Origin of the sequence: Lactobacillus isalae (assembly GCF_947539375.1) — a bacterium.
Lineage (GTDB): Bacteria > Bacillota > Bacilli > Lactobacillales > Lactobacillaceae > Lactobacillus > Lactobacillus isalae.
In genome coordinates this window covers 527439-543485 of sequence record NZ_OX443569.1, presented here as the reverse complement: position 1 = coordinate 543485, position 16047 = coordinate 527439, and the positions used below count along the sequence as shown (strand labels likewise).

Annotated in this window: 15 protein-coding genes; 3 read left to right on the top strand and 12 right to left on the bottom strand. The window is 34.9% G+C overall.

Annotation, left to right across the window (positions count from 1 at the left end; all coding sequences use genetic code 11):
* Nucleotides 1-12: 12 nt before the first annotated feature.
* The 8 genes from QM512_RS02655 to QM512_RS02620 all read right to left on the bottom strand — a co-directional run bounded on the left by QM512_RS02655 (nt 13) and on the right by QM512_RS02620 (nt 9182).
* Entirely contained in the window at nt 13-1029 is a 1017-nt protein-coding gene (locus tag QM512_RS02655; RefSeq protein ID WP_282805978.1) for an asparaginase, read from the bottom strand.
* 100 nt (nt 1030-1129) lie between these two features.
* Nucleotides 1130-2506 carry a threonine/serine exporter family protein gene (locus QM512_RS02650; protein ID WP_394358298.1) on the bottom strand — a complete coding sequence of 459 codons (1377 nt, stop codon included), beginning with the start codon at nt 2504-2506 and terminating at the stop codon, nt 1130-1132.
* Nucleotides 2507-2625: 119 nt separating this feature from the next.
* Entirely contained in the window at nt 2626-3552 is a 927-nt protein-coding gene (locus QM512_RS02645; protein WP_282805977.1) for an L-lactate dehydrogenase, read from the bottom strand.
* Nucleotides 3553-3632: 80 nt separating this feature from the next.
* Complete coding sequence (locus QM512_RS02640) at nt 3633-5006, bottom strand: flavocytochrome c (protein WP_282805976.1); 1374 nt, start codon at nt 5004-5006, stop codon at nt 3633-3635.
* Between the two features lie 14 nt (nt 5007-5020).
* A complete protein-coding gene (locus QM512_RS02635) occupies nt 5021-6427 on the bottom strand; it encodes a class II fumarate hydratase (protein ID WP_282805975.1) in 1407 nt (468 codons plus the stop codon).
* 140 nt (nt 6428-6567) lie between these two features.
* The gene (locus QM512_RS02630; protein ID WP_282805974.1) at nt 6568-7269 is read right to left on the bottom strand and encodes a methionine ABC transporter permease; all 702 of its coding nucleotides are present in this window, start codon (nt 7267-7269) and stop codon (nt 6568-6570) included.
* Nucleotides 7262-8311: a methionine ABC transporter ATP-binding protein gene (locus QM512_RS02625; protein WP_282805973.1), complete on the bottom strand. Its 1050-nt coding sequence runs from the start codon at nt 8309-8311 to the stop codon at nt 7262-7264. The genes QM512_RS02630 and QM512_RS02625 overlap by 8 nt, the downstream gene beginning before the upstream one ends.
* A 16-nt stretch (nt 8312-8327) precedes the next feature.
* The gene (locus tag QM512_RS02620; protein WP_282805972.1) at nt 8328-9182 is read right to left on the bottom strand and encodes a MetQ/NlpA family ABC transporter substrate-binding protein; all 855 of its coding nucleotides are present in this window, start codon (nt 9180-9182) and stop codon (nt 8328-8330) included.
* A gap of 418 nt (nt 9183-9600) precedes the next feature.
* On the opposite strand from QM512_RS02620, the gene QM512_RS02615 reads away from it, so the two are divergent.
* From QM512_RS02615 to QM512_RS02605, 3 genes are all read left to right on the top strand, one after another.
* Nucleotides 9601-10314: a sunset domain-containing protein gene (locus tag QM512_RS02615; RefSeq protein WP_282805971.1), complete on the top strand. Its 714-nt coding sequence runs from the start codon at nt 9601-9603 to the stop codon at nt 10312-10314.
* Nucleotides 10314-11165 carry a DNA/RNA non-specific endonuclease gene (locus QM512_RS02610; protein ID WP_282805970.1) on the top strand — a complete coding sequence of 284 codons (852 nt, stop codon included), beginning with the start codon at nt 10314-10316 and terminating at the stop codon, nt 11163-11165. Before QM512_RS02615 ends, QM512_RS02610 begins: the two co-directional genes overlap by 1 nt.
* A gap of 299 nt (nt 11166-11464) precedes the next feature.
* A complete protein-coding gene (locus tag QM512_RS02605) occupies nt 11465-11782 on the top strand; it encodes a helix-turn-helix domain-containing protein (protein ID WP_394358297.1) in 318 nt (105 codons plus the stop codon).
* 109 nt (nt 11783-11891) lie between these two features.
* On the opposite strand, the gene QM512_RS02600 is transcribed toward QM512_RS02605, so the two are convergent.
* From QM512_RS02600 to QM512_RS02585, 4 genes are all read right to left on the bottom strand, one after another.
* Nucleotides 11892-13514 carry an ABC-F family ATP-binding cassette domain-containing protein gene (locus QM512_RS02600; protein WP_282805968.1) on the bottom strand — a complete coding sequence of 541 codons (1623 nt, stop codon included), beginning with the start codon at nt 13512-13514 and terminating at the stop codon, nt 11892-11894.
* A gap of 66 nt (nt 13515-13580) precedes the next feature.
* A complete protein-coding gene (locus QM512_RS02595) occupies nt 13581-13862 on the bottom strand; it encodes a hypothetical protein (protein WP_282805967.1) in 282 nt (93 codons plus the stop codon).
* Nucleotides 13863-13975: 113 nt separating this feature from the next.
* Nucleotides 13976-15262 (bottom strand): phosphopyruvate hydratase, encoded by a 1287-nt coding sequence (eno, locus tag QM512_RS02590; protein ID WP_057718442.1) that lies wholly within the window; start codon nt 15260-15262, stop codon nt 13976-13978.
* 177 nt (nt 15263-15439) lie between these two features.
* A complete protein-coding gene (locus tag QM512_RS02585; RefSeq protein ID WP_282805966.1) occupies nt 15440-16024 on the bottom strand; it encodes a phosphatase PAP2 family protein in 585 nt (194 codons plus the stop codon).
* Nucleotides 16025-16047 lie beyond the last annotated feature (23 nt).

The following is a 16047-nucleotide window of genomic DNA, read 5'->3' as shown; positions in this document are numbered from 1 at the left end:
TATCCTTAAAAATCAATCTACGTGTAGGTTATCATCTTTTTCAATAGTGACTTCACCAGCTATATCAGTGTTAAAGAACTCAGAAATTTCGTGAACATTCCAGCCTTGCCCAAGTCCCCACATTAACTTAGTGATTGCACTCTCAGAAGTCATATCTCGAGCACTAATTGCACCTTCAAGAAGAGCCTCTCTACCTACTTCGTACTTAGTAAGATCGCTTCTTTCATATAAACATTGACTAGTAGCAATAATTGGGATACCCTTGCGGATTAGTTTTCCAACAGCAGCCACCATATTTCTTCTAATGTAATTCATACCACCTAAACCGTAAGCTTCAATTACAATTCCTTGACATCCACTATCAACCATAGCAAATAGCAAATTAGGATCAAATCCAGGGAATAATTTTACTAAAGAAACCTGTGGGTTAATTTCTGTATTTAAAGTACATTCTTTAGTGTTTTTTGGTAAATTTTGTTCAGAAAAAACAAGTCCATCAGATGTAACTCTTGCAACAGGTGGAACATTCACACTTTCAAAAGCGTCAAAATTTATTGTTCTAACCTTTACACTACGGCATCCAAGCATTACCTTTTGATCAAAAGCCAGATAAATATTTGGATGGCAACTTGCTGCTGCAGCAAAAGCTAATTTCAAATTATCAGGTGCATCACTCAAAATTACGTTAATCGGAACCTGGCTTCCAGTCAGAACAACCGGGATATTAATATTTTGAAGCATAAAAGCAAGCATTGAGGCAGTATATGCCATTGTATCTGTTCCGTGAGAAACTACAATTCCATCATACTTATTTCGATTTTCAAATATCTTCTCTGCAATTAACTTCCACTCTTCTGGTTGAATATTAGAAGAATCTAATTGCAAAATATCTTCAACCGTAATATCATACGGCAACTCACCCAACATATTAATTAATTGTTCTCCAGATTCTTTAGGAACTAGACCTGCATCTGATACAACTGAAGCAATTGTTCCACCAGTAGAAAGCAATAAGATTTTCTTTTGCATAATCGTCACTCATTCTTCATTTTCTATTCTATCGTTCTATTAATTATACGAAAAAAGTTGCTATAGTTTAAATTCTATAGCAACTTTTTTTCATAAAAATTTATCCTGCATGACGCCAATCTTTGTCCATTAAAATTCTAGCTGCAATCAATCCTAATGGTAAACAAATGACAATCATTAAAGCCTGAACCATCCATAATGCTCCAGCATTTAATGAAGTTAATCCCAAATTAAACATTGCTCGATACATATACAGTCCAGGAACCATAATTACGATTGAAGGCACAGTAATCGCAATTCTTGGGAAACCAATTTTACGTCTAATAATTGATGCAAGCATTCCAGCAACAAAAGCTCCGATAAAGGCAGCTACTGCCGGCGGAACATTTGACCAATCAACTAAGCTCAAACGTAAAGTATTTGCAACTGCTCCTGACAAACCAGCAACTGTTGCCATTGAAATCTTAGAATTAAACATAATTGAGAAACCAAAGACTCCACAAAAACTAGCTACTAATCTCAATAGTGTTAAAACTACTGGTGTCAATCCAAGTTTTTCAAAATTCTGCGGATGTAAGTTTAAAATTAAAGCCATTACCCAACCAACAGCAGTTGCAACGACAATAATCATAATTGCATAGGCCATCCGCTCTAATCCTGATCGCATATCAAGTTTAGAAATATCCAGTCCAGACGTAATAAAAGGAAATCCAGGAATCACAAATAGCATCGCCCCAATATATCCATCTAAGTGATGCAAACTAACTGGATAAAATAATCTAATTAAATAAAAGCTACCAACATATACCGCACAGGCAACTGCTACAGCTACAGTAGTGTTTGCCAAAATTGTAAGGTGGAGATCAGCCATTTTACGACGCACATAATTTCCGCAACTAGCACCTAAAAACGCACAAATAACTTCGAAAATTCCTCCACCAAGTAAAAATATAAATCCACCACAAGCTAATCCAGCAGCTAAACCAACTTGCCATGGTGAATATTGAGACTTCATAGTCGAAATTTCTTCTAACCGATTATGAATTTGTCCAATCGTCCAATTACCATTATCTTTTTTAAACTGATTGACAAAGTTTTCCATTCGATCTAACTTCGTTGTATTGACTCCAGTTGATGGTAAGCTTAAGGCCTGAGTGTAGCTTTTACCATCAGCATCAACGCAAGTATATTCAATTGAAACTAAACCAATATCTGTGCTGCAAGTCATATCCAAACAACGAGCAATCGTGTTCATTGCTGATCTTACTCGCCAAGCTCCTGTTCCATATGACAAGAGCATCATACCAATATGACCGACAATTACCGATCGTTCAGCTAAAGTGGCATTTTTTGCTGGAGTAATATTATCGCTTGTGAAAAATTCCTGCCAGCGAATACGCATATGATGATGATGCGACAAGGTATGCTGATGATGCAACTGATTGACGCGTTCATTTTTACTTTCTGTGTTTTTCAATTTTCATAGTCCCCAAACTTTGATTAAATATCATACCTTTAAAATTTTATCACAGAAAAAAAGTCTTGCACTCTTAACTTAAGTAAGTGCAAGACCTTTTTATTTACAAACTATAATGTCTACAGTTCAATTCCATCAACAACTTCTTTCATCTTAGTTGCTGAATAAGTCATTTTTTTCTTTTCATCTTCTGATAAATGAAGCTCAATTACATTGCTAATTCCGTTAGCAGTAATAACTGCAGGACTGCCAAGGTAAAGATCGTGAATACCATATTCACCAGTCATTGGAGCTGATAATGGCATAACGCGTGCGGTATTTTCTAAAATTGCTTTGCAAATTTGCGTTAAGCACATTGCAACGCCATAGAATGTTGCGCCTTTGTTAGCAATAATCTTACCACCCTTTTTACGGACGTCAGTTTCTAATTCAACTAAAGTTTGTTCATCTAATTCTTTGTAAGAACGAAGTGGCTTATGATCGATAATGGCTTCATCAAAGTTTTCAAAAGAAGTATCCCCGTGTTCGCCTAAAACATAGGCATCAATATGATCAACATTTACGCCAGTCTTGTGTGATAATGCCACCCGCAAGCGTGCTGTATCAAGTGATGTACCTGTTCCAATAACCTTGTTCTTCGGAAAGCCAGACAATTTTTGTGTTAAAGTAGTCAAAATATCAACGGGGTTAGCAGAAACAACAAAAATACCATTAAATCCAGAATCAACAATTGGTTTTATGATTGATTCTAGAATTTTAACATTGGTCTTCACTAAGTCTAATCTTGTCATTCCAGGTTTTCTTGCTGCACCTGCAGTAATTACAGCAATATCTGCATCTTTAGCATCGCTATAATCACCGCTCTTTACTGTACATTGACCTACAAATGGTGCTAAATCTTCTAAGTCTAAGGCATCCCCTTCAGTAATTTTTTTAACCACATCACAAATTACCAATTCATCAATTTTTACATTTTGCAATAAGTCATTTGCAAAAGTTGAGCCAACACGACCGTCACCAACTAAAAATACTTTTCTACGACTCATTTTTATATATAACTCCTTTGAATGAAAACTTAAATTCTACACTTTAAGTATACACAAATAAGCCATCTGTTGAAAGCGCTTTATTTAATTAAATCTGCCATTGCTTTTCCTGCTTCACGGCCAAAAATAATTGTTTCAGCAATAGAATTACCACCAATTCTATTATTGCCATGCAAGCCGCCACTAACTTCACCAGCAGCATATAAGCCATCAATAAAATTACCATTAGTGTCATAAACACGGGTATCAGGAGCAATATGAATTCCGCCCATTGTGTAGTGAATAGCAGGTGCAATATGAATAGCGTAATATGGTGCATGATCTAAATTAGCCATACCAGTCGTACGACCAAACTTCACATCATCATGCTTTTCAACTGCTTGATTCCAATCTTGGAGTGTCTTTTCAAGATTTTCAGCTGGAACTTTAATGTTTTCGGCCAATTCTTCAATTGTATTTCCATGAACAACTAGATTAATCGAGTCATAAAATTCGATAGCCTTAACTCTGTCTCTAACCCCTTGATCAAAGATTAAGTATGCAGAATGCTCTGGAGTTTCAGTAATCGCATTAGACACAATTTTGCGAGTGCTTAATTCATTAATAAATCTTTTACCTTCATGATCAACTAAAATCGCACCTTCGCCGCGAACAGCTTCACCGATCAAATATGCATGATCTGTATCTTGCTGAACTGTTGGGTGAACCTGAACTAATTCCAGTTGCTCTAATTGTGCACCGACCTTGTCAGCCAGTTTCAAACCATCCCCAGTAGCTCCAGCTTGATTAGTAGTTTTATAATTACGTAAATCAGGGCGATATTTAGCAATTAGATCCTTAGAAGCACCAAAGCCTCCTGTTGCAAGTAACACTGCTTTAGCTCTTACTTGATGTTCGTTATTAACCTCAACACCAACTATTTTTTTATCTTCAGCTTGCAATAATTTAGTAACTTTAGCGTCTGTAAAAATTGGAATATTACGTTCATCCGCAATTTTAAGTAAATTATTAACTAAAAATGCACCAATTGGAGCCATTGACGATGGGCGGTGAGTACGTTTCTTAGACATACCACCGGTAATTGTTAAATCATCTACTTTAATTCCTAGGTCTTCAAGCCAAGCAATAGCTAAAGGAGCATGTTCAACAAAATAATGAAGCATTTCACGGTCGTTCATGTAACCGCCGCCTTTGAGAGTTTCATCATAAAACTTCTGCATATTGTCGTTTACTCCTAAACGAGCTTGAACAATACTCTCAGCAGCATTCATCCCCGAACTAGCTCTCATGGTATTTCCACCCAAAAAAGCATTTTTTTCTAAAATAGCAACTTTAAGCCCATATTGCTGAGCTTGAATAGCAGCTGCTAAACCAGTACCACCGCTACCTACAATAATTGCATCATAATTTTCATTTAAGTTATCTACTGTTTGCGTTGGAAATTTATATGCCATGTTTTCTCCTTCTTTTAATCATCAATTGGTTTAGTATTCATTGCATTTGTCATCGTAATTGGCTTCATCCACTTATCGTACTGCTCTTTAGTTACTAAACCACTCTTTAAGGCAGCAGTACGTAAAGTAGTTTTTTCTTTAGCAGCAGTTTGCGCAATAGTAGCAGCTTCATGGTAACCAATATGAGGTGAAAGTGCAGTAACAGTCATTAAGGAATCTGTGACATCTTTTGCCATTCTTTCTTTATTGACAGTCATACCATGGATCATCTTATCAGCGAAGCCAGAAATAGTCCCTGATAAAACATTGGCTGACTCTAAAAATGCAGCAATCATGACAGGTTTAAAAACATTCATTTCAAAATTTCCCTGAGAAGCAGCCATAGTAATTGTCGTATCGTTACCAAATACACGTAAAGCTGCCATTGTAACTGCTTCTGCTTGAGTTGGATTTACTTTACCAGGCATAATTGATGAACCAGGCTCATTTGCGGGTAAATTTAATTCTCCTAAACCAGCTCTTGGCCCAGAACCTAAGAAACGAATATCTTGGGCAATCTTGAACATATCAGCTGCTAGAGCTTTTAAGGCACCATGAACTACATTTAAGCCGGAGTGATTTGCTAATCCAAAGAATTTATTAGTTTTTACGTCAAATTGATGACCATATTTTCTTGATAAACGTTCAGCTATGTCTTCTGCCATCCCAGGAGCTGCGTTAAGCCCTGTTCCAACAGCTGTTCCTCCAATTGGCAGTTCGTATAAAGTTTCTTCTAATTCATTAATATAAGATAAATCATGATTGAGAGCTGAAATATAGCCAGATAATTCTTGACCAAAAGTCAATGGTACAGCGTCTTGCAAGTGAGTTCTACCTACTTTAACTGTTGTCCAATACTCATCTTGCTTAACTTTTAATTCCTTAATCAAGTGCTTAATTGATGGCTTTAAATCATCAAGTGCTTGCGTTGCAACTAAATTCATCGCAGTTGGAAAAGTATCATTTGATGATTGTCCCATATTCACATCATCATTAGGTAGAATATTTAAACCAGGATGATTATGATTAGCAAGATTAGCTACAACTTCATTGACATTCATGTTTGTTTGAGTACCAGAACCAGTTTGGTAAACATGAAGTGGAAAGTAAGGTTGCAATTCTTCATTATTTAAATCAAGCAATTGGTGAATTGCTTCAATAATTGCGCGCCCTTTTTCTTCCGTTTCAGTTCCTGCTTCAATGTTAGCTTGAGCAGCAGCAAGTTTTATTTGAAGAAGCGCACGAATAATACCAATTGGCATTAATGCTCCAGTGTGGAAATTATCCTTACTTCTTTGAGTTTGTGGTCCCCATAATGCCTTCTCAGGAATTTCTACAGGACCTAATGTATCACTTTCAACACGATAACCTTTTTTTACCATATTTTTTTGTCCTCCGTTTTCATTATCTTCATTATAAGCTACATTTAAATGAAAGGGCATACAAAAAGCGGAGAATGTCATTCTTCGCTAATATCAATTGTATTAAATTATACTAAAAATATTTTTTCAATGCTATACGATTAGCGCTCTTGGTGATTTAACTTCTTTGCTACTAAATCTCCCACTACTTGTACGACTAGGACTAATAATAAAACCAATAAAGTTGCAATTAGAGTAACATCATTATTAAATCGGTTATATCCATAAGAAATAGCTGTGTTACCTAATCCACCAGCACCAACCGCACCGGCCATTGCTGTTAGGCCAATTAAACTAATTAACGTTACTGTAGAGACTCTAGCTAATTCAGATCTACTTTCTCTTAGGTATACATCAAAAATAATATCTTTTGTAGAAGCACCTAAAGCTTCAGCTGCTTCGATTTTTCCGTTATCTACACTTTCAAGTGCCACTTGAACCTGTCTAGCAAAGAATGGAAATACTCCCAAAGTTAATGGTACTAAGGCTGCCTTCATTCCGATTTGAGTTCCAACAATTTTTTGCGTAACTGGAGCAACAAATGCTAACAAAATAATAAATGGAACGGCTCTAAAAATTGATACTATTTTATCAACTATCCAGTAAACAACTTTATTTGCTAGAATTCCCTTTGGCTTTGTCAAAACTAATAACAAACCAAAGATCAACCCAAGAATTCCTCCAAAAATTGCTGACCAAAAAGTCATAAATAAAGTTTGGAAAATAGCTGTTCCCCAGCCAGCATCTCCGCCCCAACCTAGGGCAACTACATTAGGAAAGTTTTTGGTAAAAAAACTAATCATTAGTCAGCACTCCTTTATCTAACTTCGTTACTACAACATTCTTACTCTCCAAGAATTCAATTGCTTCTTTTTGCTTTTGCTCATCTAAATTCAACAAGATTGCTAACGTCCCAATTGGTTCGCCACTTAAGACTTCAACATTTCCATATAAAATGCTTGCCTTAGTATTTAAGGAAACATCCAAATCAGCAACTACTGACTTAGTAACATCATTAATGCTGTAAACCAATTGATAAAGTTCAGCATTATCGGCTAATTTATCAAAATTATAAGTATTCAAAATATGCTGTGCCTGCAAAGCTCCACCAACAAATTGACGAGTTAGTTGTTTTTGCGGATGTAAGAATACTTCTCTTAAATCACCTTTTTCAATGATTTTTCCTTTTTCCATTACGGCAATTTTATTTGCTACTCGTTTTACGGCATCCATTTCATGAGTAATTAATACAATTGTTAAGCCTAATTTTTTGTTCAAATCATATAGTAAATCTAGGATTTGATTGGTAGTTTTAGGATCCAGTGCACTAGTTGCTTCATCAGAAATTAAAATATCTGGGTCATTAGCTAATGCGCGGGCAATTGCAACACGTTGCTGCTGACCTCCAGATAACTGAGCTGGATAAAAATCTGCCTTATCTTTTAGACCCACCAGTTCTAATAAATGAAGTGATTTTTCTTCTAACTCTTTATCAGATAAATGTGTATGCTGCAAGGCAAAAGCAACATTCTCAATTACAGTTTCTTCATTTAAAAGATTGAAGTTTTGAAAAATCATTCCGATCTTTCTTCTTTTTTCTTGGAGCTGTTTTTTATTGACTTGAAGTTTATTATCTTTAAATAAAACTGTACCGTTAACTTCTACAGACCCAGCAGTCGGATATTGCAATAAATTGATTGTTCTAACTAAGGTAGATTTTCCTGCACCAGAGAAACCAATTACACCATAAATATCACCTTTATTTATTTCTAAACTTACATTATTTACTGCCTTATTTTGTCCAAATTGAACAGTAATGTCTTTTAAATCAATTTGTGCTGTCATCAGACTTTCTCCTCTCTTACTTTAATTTCAATCCCCAAGCTGCAACTTCAGTCTTACCGTAAAGTTTTTCAGATAATTTCTTAGTCTTTTCGGTTTGATATGCCTTAACTAAGTCCTTGTAAATCTTATTATTTTTATCTTTCTTGTTTGCAACGATAATGTTAATCCATTGCTCAGAATCTTTATTCAAAGGTTCAACATAAATTGTCTGCTTGTCGCCTAACTTAGCTGGAACTGCATAAGTATTATTAACAATACTTGCATCAACATCATCAATTACTCTAGCTGTTTGCTCGGCACTAACCTCTTTAATCTTTAGACCTTTAGGATTTGAAGTGATATCAGCAACTGTTGCTAACTTGACGCCTTTTCTTAATTTAATTAAGCCAGCATTTTTTAATACATATAAAGCTCTTGATTCATTAGAAGCATCATTTGGAACCGCAATTGTTGCTCCTTGTGGCAACTCATTAATATTTTTGTACTTCTTTGAATACAATCTGATTGGAGCAATATAAGTATTTCCAATAGCCACTAATGAACCATGGTTTGCCTTATTCCAAGCATTTAAGAATGTATAATGCTGAAAAGCATTTAGATCAATATCTCCATTTTGAAGAGCCTTATTTGGCTGGTTATAATCCGTAAAGTTTTTAATTTTAATTTTTATACCATATTCTTCTTCAGCTGTTTCTGCTACACTCTTCCAAATCTCTGCATCTTGCTTGGTTTGACCAACTACACCAACCACTACCTCTTTTTGATTTTTAGCAGTGTTACTTGTCGGGCCAAAACTAAACCAACCAGCAACTAAAATTAAAACGGCCACTACTGACCAAATTATCCGATTTCTAATTCTCTTCTTATGCATTATGCTTTCCTCCCAAACAAAAAAGCACTCATCCCTAAAAAGGACGAGTGCTCGCGTTACCACCTTTAATTTGTTATTTACTCACATAAATAACCTTAGTAAGTAGCTCCTAAATTAATTAGGAATTACCTTGCGTTTTTAACGATCGCAACTCCGTTGATAACTTATTCTTAAAATTCGTTATCACCATTTTAATCTCTAGTCCATCTTCAATCAGCTGCTCTGTCTACTTCCACCACACATAGACTCTCTAAAAGAACATCACTAATTTACTCAACTAGCAAAATGTTTAAGTTAATTGTTAAAAATATATTATAATCTTAATCAAATTTCGTCAAGTCTTTTTTTAATTTTTTATTTTCTTATCGAAACCATTATATTATCCTGATACATGAGGATATTGAAGAATGGAGAAAGAATGATGAAAAATAATATTGTCAAAATAATAATGTGGATCCTCTTTTGGTTCTACCTAATTCCATATTATCTTGTTAAAAAAATTTTATTCAAAAAAGCAGCTCATCCGATCCTTTGGGCCAACTGTGTCACAATTGGCTTATTCTTCGTATTAGGATTGGTCACCTCTCCTAGTTCGCATAATACAAGCCGACAATCTACTCAAAAAATTACTTTAACTAAAAGTAAAAAAGTAACCCACAAAACTATTACTAAGACAATTACTAAAAAAGTAGGAACAAAGGAACTTAATAAAGAAAAAGCTAGAACTAAAGTCTTAAAGCAGGAAGAAAAAAACAAGCAAACTGAATACAATAAACTAAAAAGGCAACTTGATGATTATCAAGAAAAAGAAGAAAAGCAAAAACAAGAAGCTGAATGGGAAAGAAAGGCCGCTGAAGCTCAAGCTCAAAAAGAAGCTGCTGCTAAAAAGAAAGAAATTGAAGAAGAGCAGAAAAAAGCTAAGCAAAATCAAGAAACAAACAATAATGACTCATCTAGTCAAAGTCAAGGTGATCTATATACTGCGAGTCAAGGAACAATTGTAGGAAACCGTAATTCAATGATCTATCACGTTCCAGGACAGGCGGGATATCATATGAATTCCGCAAACGCAGTCTACTTCAATAGTGAACAAGACGCAATCAATGCTGGCTATAGAAAGGCAAAGAGATAATGAAACACAAAAATTTCACTAAGTTTTTAGCAGCTTCCCTCCTGTTTTCATTAAGAGCTTGTCAAATATGCACTGTAGAAGCTAGCTCAAACAACGACACTAAGATAGTTAAAAATTATAAATACGACTACAGTGATCAAAAAGAAGCTAGTCGTTTAAAGAAGAAAAATCAAAAAGTCGAAAAGAAAATTAGCTCTTTAGATAAAAAAATTGCTGATCTTCAACAACAACTAAAAAATTATACTAATCCAAACGCAGTTGAATCTTTAAGCAAACAAAAATTAGCTACTCTTGATTACGATGGAAAAAGTGTCGTTAATGTAAACAATAATAATCCAGATTTTTCAAAAGAGGATTTAGATACAAGTCATGGCGCTTGGCAAAAATATGGTGATCTTGACTCTCAAAATCGTGTAACAGCAGCTAACGCGCTTTTGAATAAGTCTTTAATGCCTAAAACAAAAAGAGAGGCACTTCATGTTAATCCAACAGGCTGGCATAATAAAAAAGTAAATCATCATTGGCTTTTTAATCGTTCTCACTTAATTGGCTATCAACTTACTGGTCAAAATAATAATTGGAAAAATTTAATGACCGGAACTAGACACCTGAATGATCCCGATATGTTGATTTATGAAAATGAAGTTGCTACTTATCTAAAAGCATCCCCATCTAATTATGTACGTTACCGAGTAACGCCAATTTTTAGAAATAATGAGTTGCTAGCTCGCGGAGTGGAAATGGAAGGACAATCAGTTAATTCAAATGATGTTCATTTTCATGTTTACATTTTCAATGTTCAAAAAGGCGTAAAACTTGATTATTCTACTGGAAATAGTAAAATTTCTTAAATTTCAATAAAATAACTACATTAAAATTACGATATTTGTTATACTTCCCTAGTCTCTCTCAAATTTCCTAAGTTTAAACCTATGCTTGTACTTCATAACGCCCATAAAATTAGCGTTTGTCCAACTAGTTTAGGTGTATGAATATACTAAATGAAGGAAGATAATATTATAAATTCTTCATTTAATTACAGTTTAACTTTATTCTAAAAAGCGCAGGCAGAATCTGTGTGAAAGGAATTGTGATTGAAGTGATAGACAACTTAGGAGCTGCGATCAAAAAAAGACGCAGGAGTTTGAGAATGACTCAAGAAGACCTTGCGGAATTCAGTAGTCTATCAGTAAATTTCATCTCTAAAATTGAAAGAACAGGTAATCAAAATATCAGTATTCAAAAATTAGATGCGATTGCAAAGGCACTACAAACATCCGTAATTACTTTAATTGATGAATCCTCCAAAACTCCTGAATCACAGCCATTTGTAAATAAGTTAAGTAATGACCGTGTTTTTCTTGACAAACTTACAAATGACATGAAAAAGCTTCCTGTCGCCCAGGAAGAGGCTTTAGCTAAGAGTTTTATTACCATAATTAACACTTTTGCTAAAGAAGATAAATAAAAAAACTTTGACATTTAGAATTACAATTTTGTGTTCTATTTGTCAAAGTTTTTTCTTTTATTTAAAGAGTAAACTAAAAAGGAATTTACAAATTCTTTTTTATACAATATTAGTAAATTTTTTCAACTTGATCTTGAATATTTTGATTATTTAAAAATTCATCATAACTAGTATCTGCACGACTGACAATTCCTTTAGGACCTATTTCGATAATATGATCTGCAATAGTTTGAATAAATTCATGATCATGAGAAGTAAATAGGATTGATCCCTGATAGTCCTTTAATGCGTCATTAAGAGATGTAATTGACTCTAAATCCAAGTGGTTAGTCGGATCATCCATTACCAACACATTAGCTGGCTCAAGCATCATTCTAGAAAGCTGACAACGCACTTTTTCTCCCCCAGAAAGTACTTTTATCTTTTTATCAATTTCTTCACCTGAAAAGAGCATCCGGCCTAAAAAGCCACGTAAGAATGTATTATCATCTTGTTCCTTCGTAGCATATTGTCGAAGCCAGTCTAAAATTGTAAGTTCATCATTATTGAAGTTAGCGTTCAAATCGCGTGACATGTAGTTAAAGGCAGTCGTTTGTCCCCAAGTTACTGTTCCACTCTCTGGCTTAATCTTGCCAGCAATAATATCCATTAAAGCTGTAGTTGCCAAAGTATTACGTGATAAGAAAGCAACCTTGTCGCCAGGCCGCACAATAAATGAAACATGGTCTAAGATTTTTTCGCCATCAATGCTGTAAGATACATCTTCAACCTTTAATAAATCGTTTCCCAAATCTCGATGCATTTCGAACTTAACATAAGGATATTTACGAGAAGATGGTTTGATATCGTCAAGCGTGATTTTTTCTAATTGTTTCTTTCTTGATGTAGCCTGCTTAGACTTAGATGCATTTGCTGAAAAACGAGCAATAAACTCTTGAAGCTCTTTAATTTTTTCTTCTTTCTTAGCATTTTGATTAGCTGCTAATTCTGAAGCTAGCTTACTGGATTCATACCAAAAGTCATAATTACCCATATAGAGTTGAATTTTGCCGTAATCAACATCACACATTTGTGTACATACTTGGTTTAAGAAGTGACGATCGTGAGATACAACAATAACAATATTTGGATAATCAGCTAAAAAATCTTCAAGCCAATTTACGGTGTGAACGTCTAAACCGTTAGTCGGTTCATCAAGCAAAAGAATATCTGGATTACCAAATAAGGCTTGAGCCAAAAGAACTTTAACCTTCTCTGCTTCTGGTAATTCACTCATTTTACTTTGATGCATATCTTCAGGAATTCCAAGTGATTGCAATAACTTAGAAGCATCTGCTTCTGCATTCCAACCATCAAGTTCTGCAAACTTTGCTTCAAGTTCAGCTGCTTTAACACCATCTTCATCGCTAAAATCAGGTTTAGAATAAAGTTCATCTTTATCTTTCATTACTTGATAAAGTTCTTTATGTCCCTGAATCACTGTATCTAAGACAGTAAAATCTTCAAATGCAAAGTGATCCTGATTTAAACTAGACATTCTTTCATTAGCATCAATAGAAATATTTCCTGTAGTAGGTTCAATTTTCCCTTCTAACAATTTTAAGAAAGTAGATTTACCAGCACCATTAGCGCCAATTACTCCATAACAATTACCGGGAGTAAATTTCAAGTTAACATCTTCGTATAAAGTACGACCAGACAAATTTAAACTTAAATCTGAGACAGTAATCAAATTATTTTCCCCTCTTACATCTAATCTTTAGTTATAGAACATATAGAAAGTGATTGAATGTCAAAATTAGTGCAAACTAGTTATAAATGTAGCAAGTCCAAATAGAATTCCTGGAAAGTTAGCTACAAATAAAGGCCAATCCTTTTTTTCTCTTAATAAAGCATATAAAACCCAAATTAAGCAGTTAATAGCTGCTACTAGTGGCTGAATTGGATTGCCATAATTTCCCTGTAAATTATTCATAATCTGAGGAATGTAAGAAACATACATCAATACAGACAAAACAGATCCAATACGACCAATCATTAATACAGTTTTATTATCAAAAGATCTAATTTTCTTTTTCAACTAATCTTCCTTTCTACCTATAGTATCTAGTGTACTTACTTTCCATAACTAACTCAAGCACAAAAAAAGAGATTGATTAAAAATCAATCTCTTTTTATAGAATATTAACTTAATTAGTCTAAGTCAACGTTGTCTGGGAAGAATGCTAAACGTTCACCCTTACCAAGTTCTTCTTCGATTTCAAGTAAACGGTTGTACTTTTCAACACGTTCTGAACGAGCTGGAGCACCGGTCTTCAATTGACCACCGTTAACAGCAACTGCGAAGTCGGCGATGAAAGTATCACCAGTTTCACCTGAACGGTGAGAAATCATAGTGTTGTAACCATTCTTACGTGAAAGACGAATAGTTTCAAGAGTTTCAGTAACAGTACCGATTTGGTTCAACTTAATTAATGAAGCGTTACCAGCACCTTCGTGAATAGCCTTGTTCAAAAGCTTAGGGTTAGTACAAATGAAGTCGTCAAGAACGATTTGGATACGGTCCTTGTGGCTTTCAGTAAACTTAACCATACCTTCAACATCGTTTTCATCGTATGGATCTTCCATAGAAATTAATTCTGGGAATTCGTCAAGTAACTTGTCGTAGTAGTCTGCCAATTCTTCGTCAGTAAGAACTTTACCTTCAAGGTGGTACTTGCCATCTTCTTTGTTGTAGAAGTATGAAGCAGCACAGTCACATGCAATGGCAATATCTTCACCTGGCTTGTAACCAGCCTTGATAATTGATTCATGTAATGCCTTTAAAGCTTCTTCTGAGTTCTTCATGTTAGGAGCGAAACCACCTTCGTCACCTAAACCAGTTTCGTAACCCATGTCTTCAAGAACTTTCTTCAAAGTGTGGTATACGTTAACGATCTTTTCAAAACCATCACGGAATGAAGTCTTAGCAACTGGAGTAATCATGAATTCTTGAATATCGATACCGTTGTCTGCGTGTTCACCACCGTTAATAACGTTGTGGAAAGTTTGAGGCATTTCAAGGTCAGTACCACCAAGGTAACGGTATAATGGTTGGTGGTTATCCTTAGCAGCTGCAGCAGCAGTAGCCATAGATACACCCAAGATAGCGTTAGCACCAAGACGACCCTTGTTTGGAGTACCGTCTAAAGCGATCATAGTTGCGTCGATGTTTGGTTGATCGTGTGGATCTAATCCCTTTAAAGCATCGTTGATTTCAGTGTTAACGTTGTTAACAGCGTTCATAACACCTTTACCACCAAGACGTGAACCACCATCACGTAATTCAACAGCTTCGTTTTCACCAGTTGAAGCACCTGATGGAACTTCAGCCTTACCTACGACACCGTTTGAAAGGGTAACGAAAACTTCAACAGTTGGGTTACCACGTGAATCAAAGATTTCAAGTGCATGTACATTCTCAATAACTGATTTGAGCATTAAAAAAATCCTCCTTAAATTTGTGGCGAAAAATACAAACTAACCGAATTGGCATCTAGTCAGTGTCTTTCGTCGCTTTTAGGCATAGCCCTTTTGACTACAGATTTATTTTAAAGCAACTTTGTGAGTATGTAAACTAAAGAAAGCAATTATTTTTTACAAAAAAAGATTAACCTTTTAAAAGGCTAATCCTAAAAGTTGCTGTGCGATTGTAAAACAAAATAAGGCTAAGCTGGTTGCTCCTAAAACATCAGACGGGTAATGTGCTCTCATATTTAATCGTGAAATTACTACCAATCCCCATGCAATTATCAAAGTTATAAGTAACCAAATTCCCATTATATGTCCAAAAATTTGCCAAAGCATTAATGACATAATTGTAGCGCTTAAGACATGGCCACTAGGGAAACTATATCCATCGCGATACGTTCTCATTGATAAAGGTCTTCTTCTTTTTACGGAATGTTTCAAAAAGATTCCAATTGCATCAGTTACAGCTAAAGTTCCAAGAGACCAAATAGCAAGCCAGGGATGATTAAACAAAACTAATAAGCCTGCTAATAAAAAGTCCCATACTACAATTACTTTCGGTTCATTTAAAACCGTAATAACTTTCCAGATCTTGCCTTCTCTATTTTTAACAAGCTTATGGTGCAATAAATGATCATAAAAATTAAATAGACGCGAATTCCTAATATTGAAGATTAATCCTAATAGAATCAACGCCGAAATCATTAATTGAATTAAACAATGCAGTTTCACTTTTACTTAACCTCAATCAAATG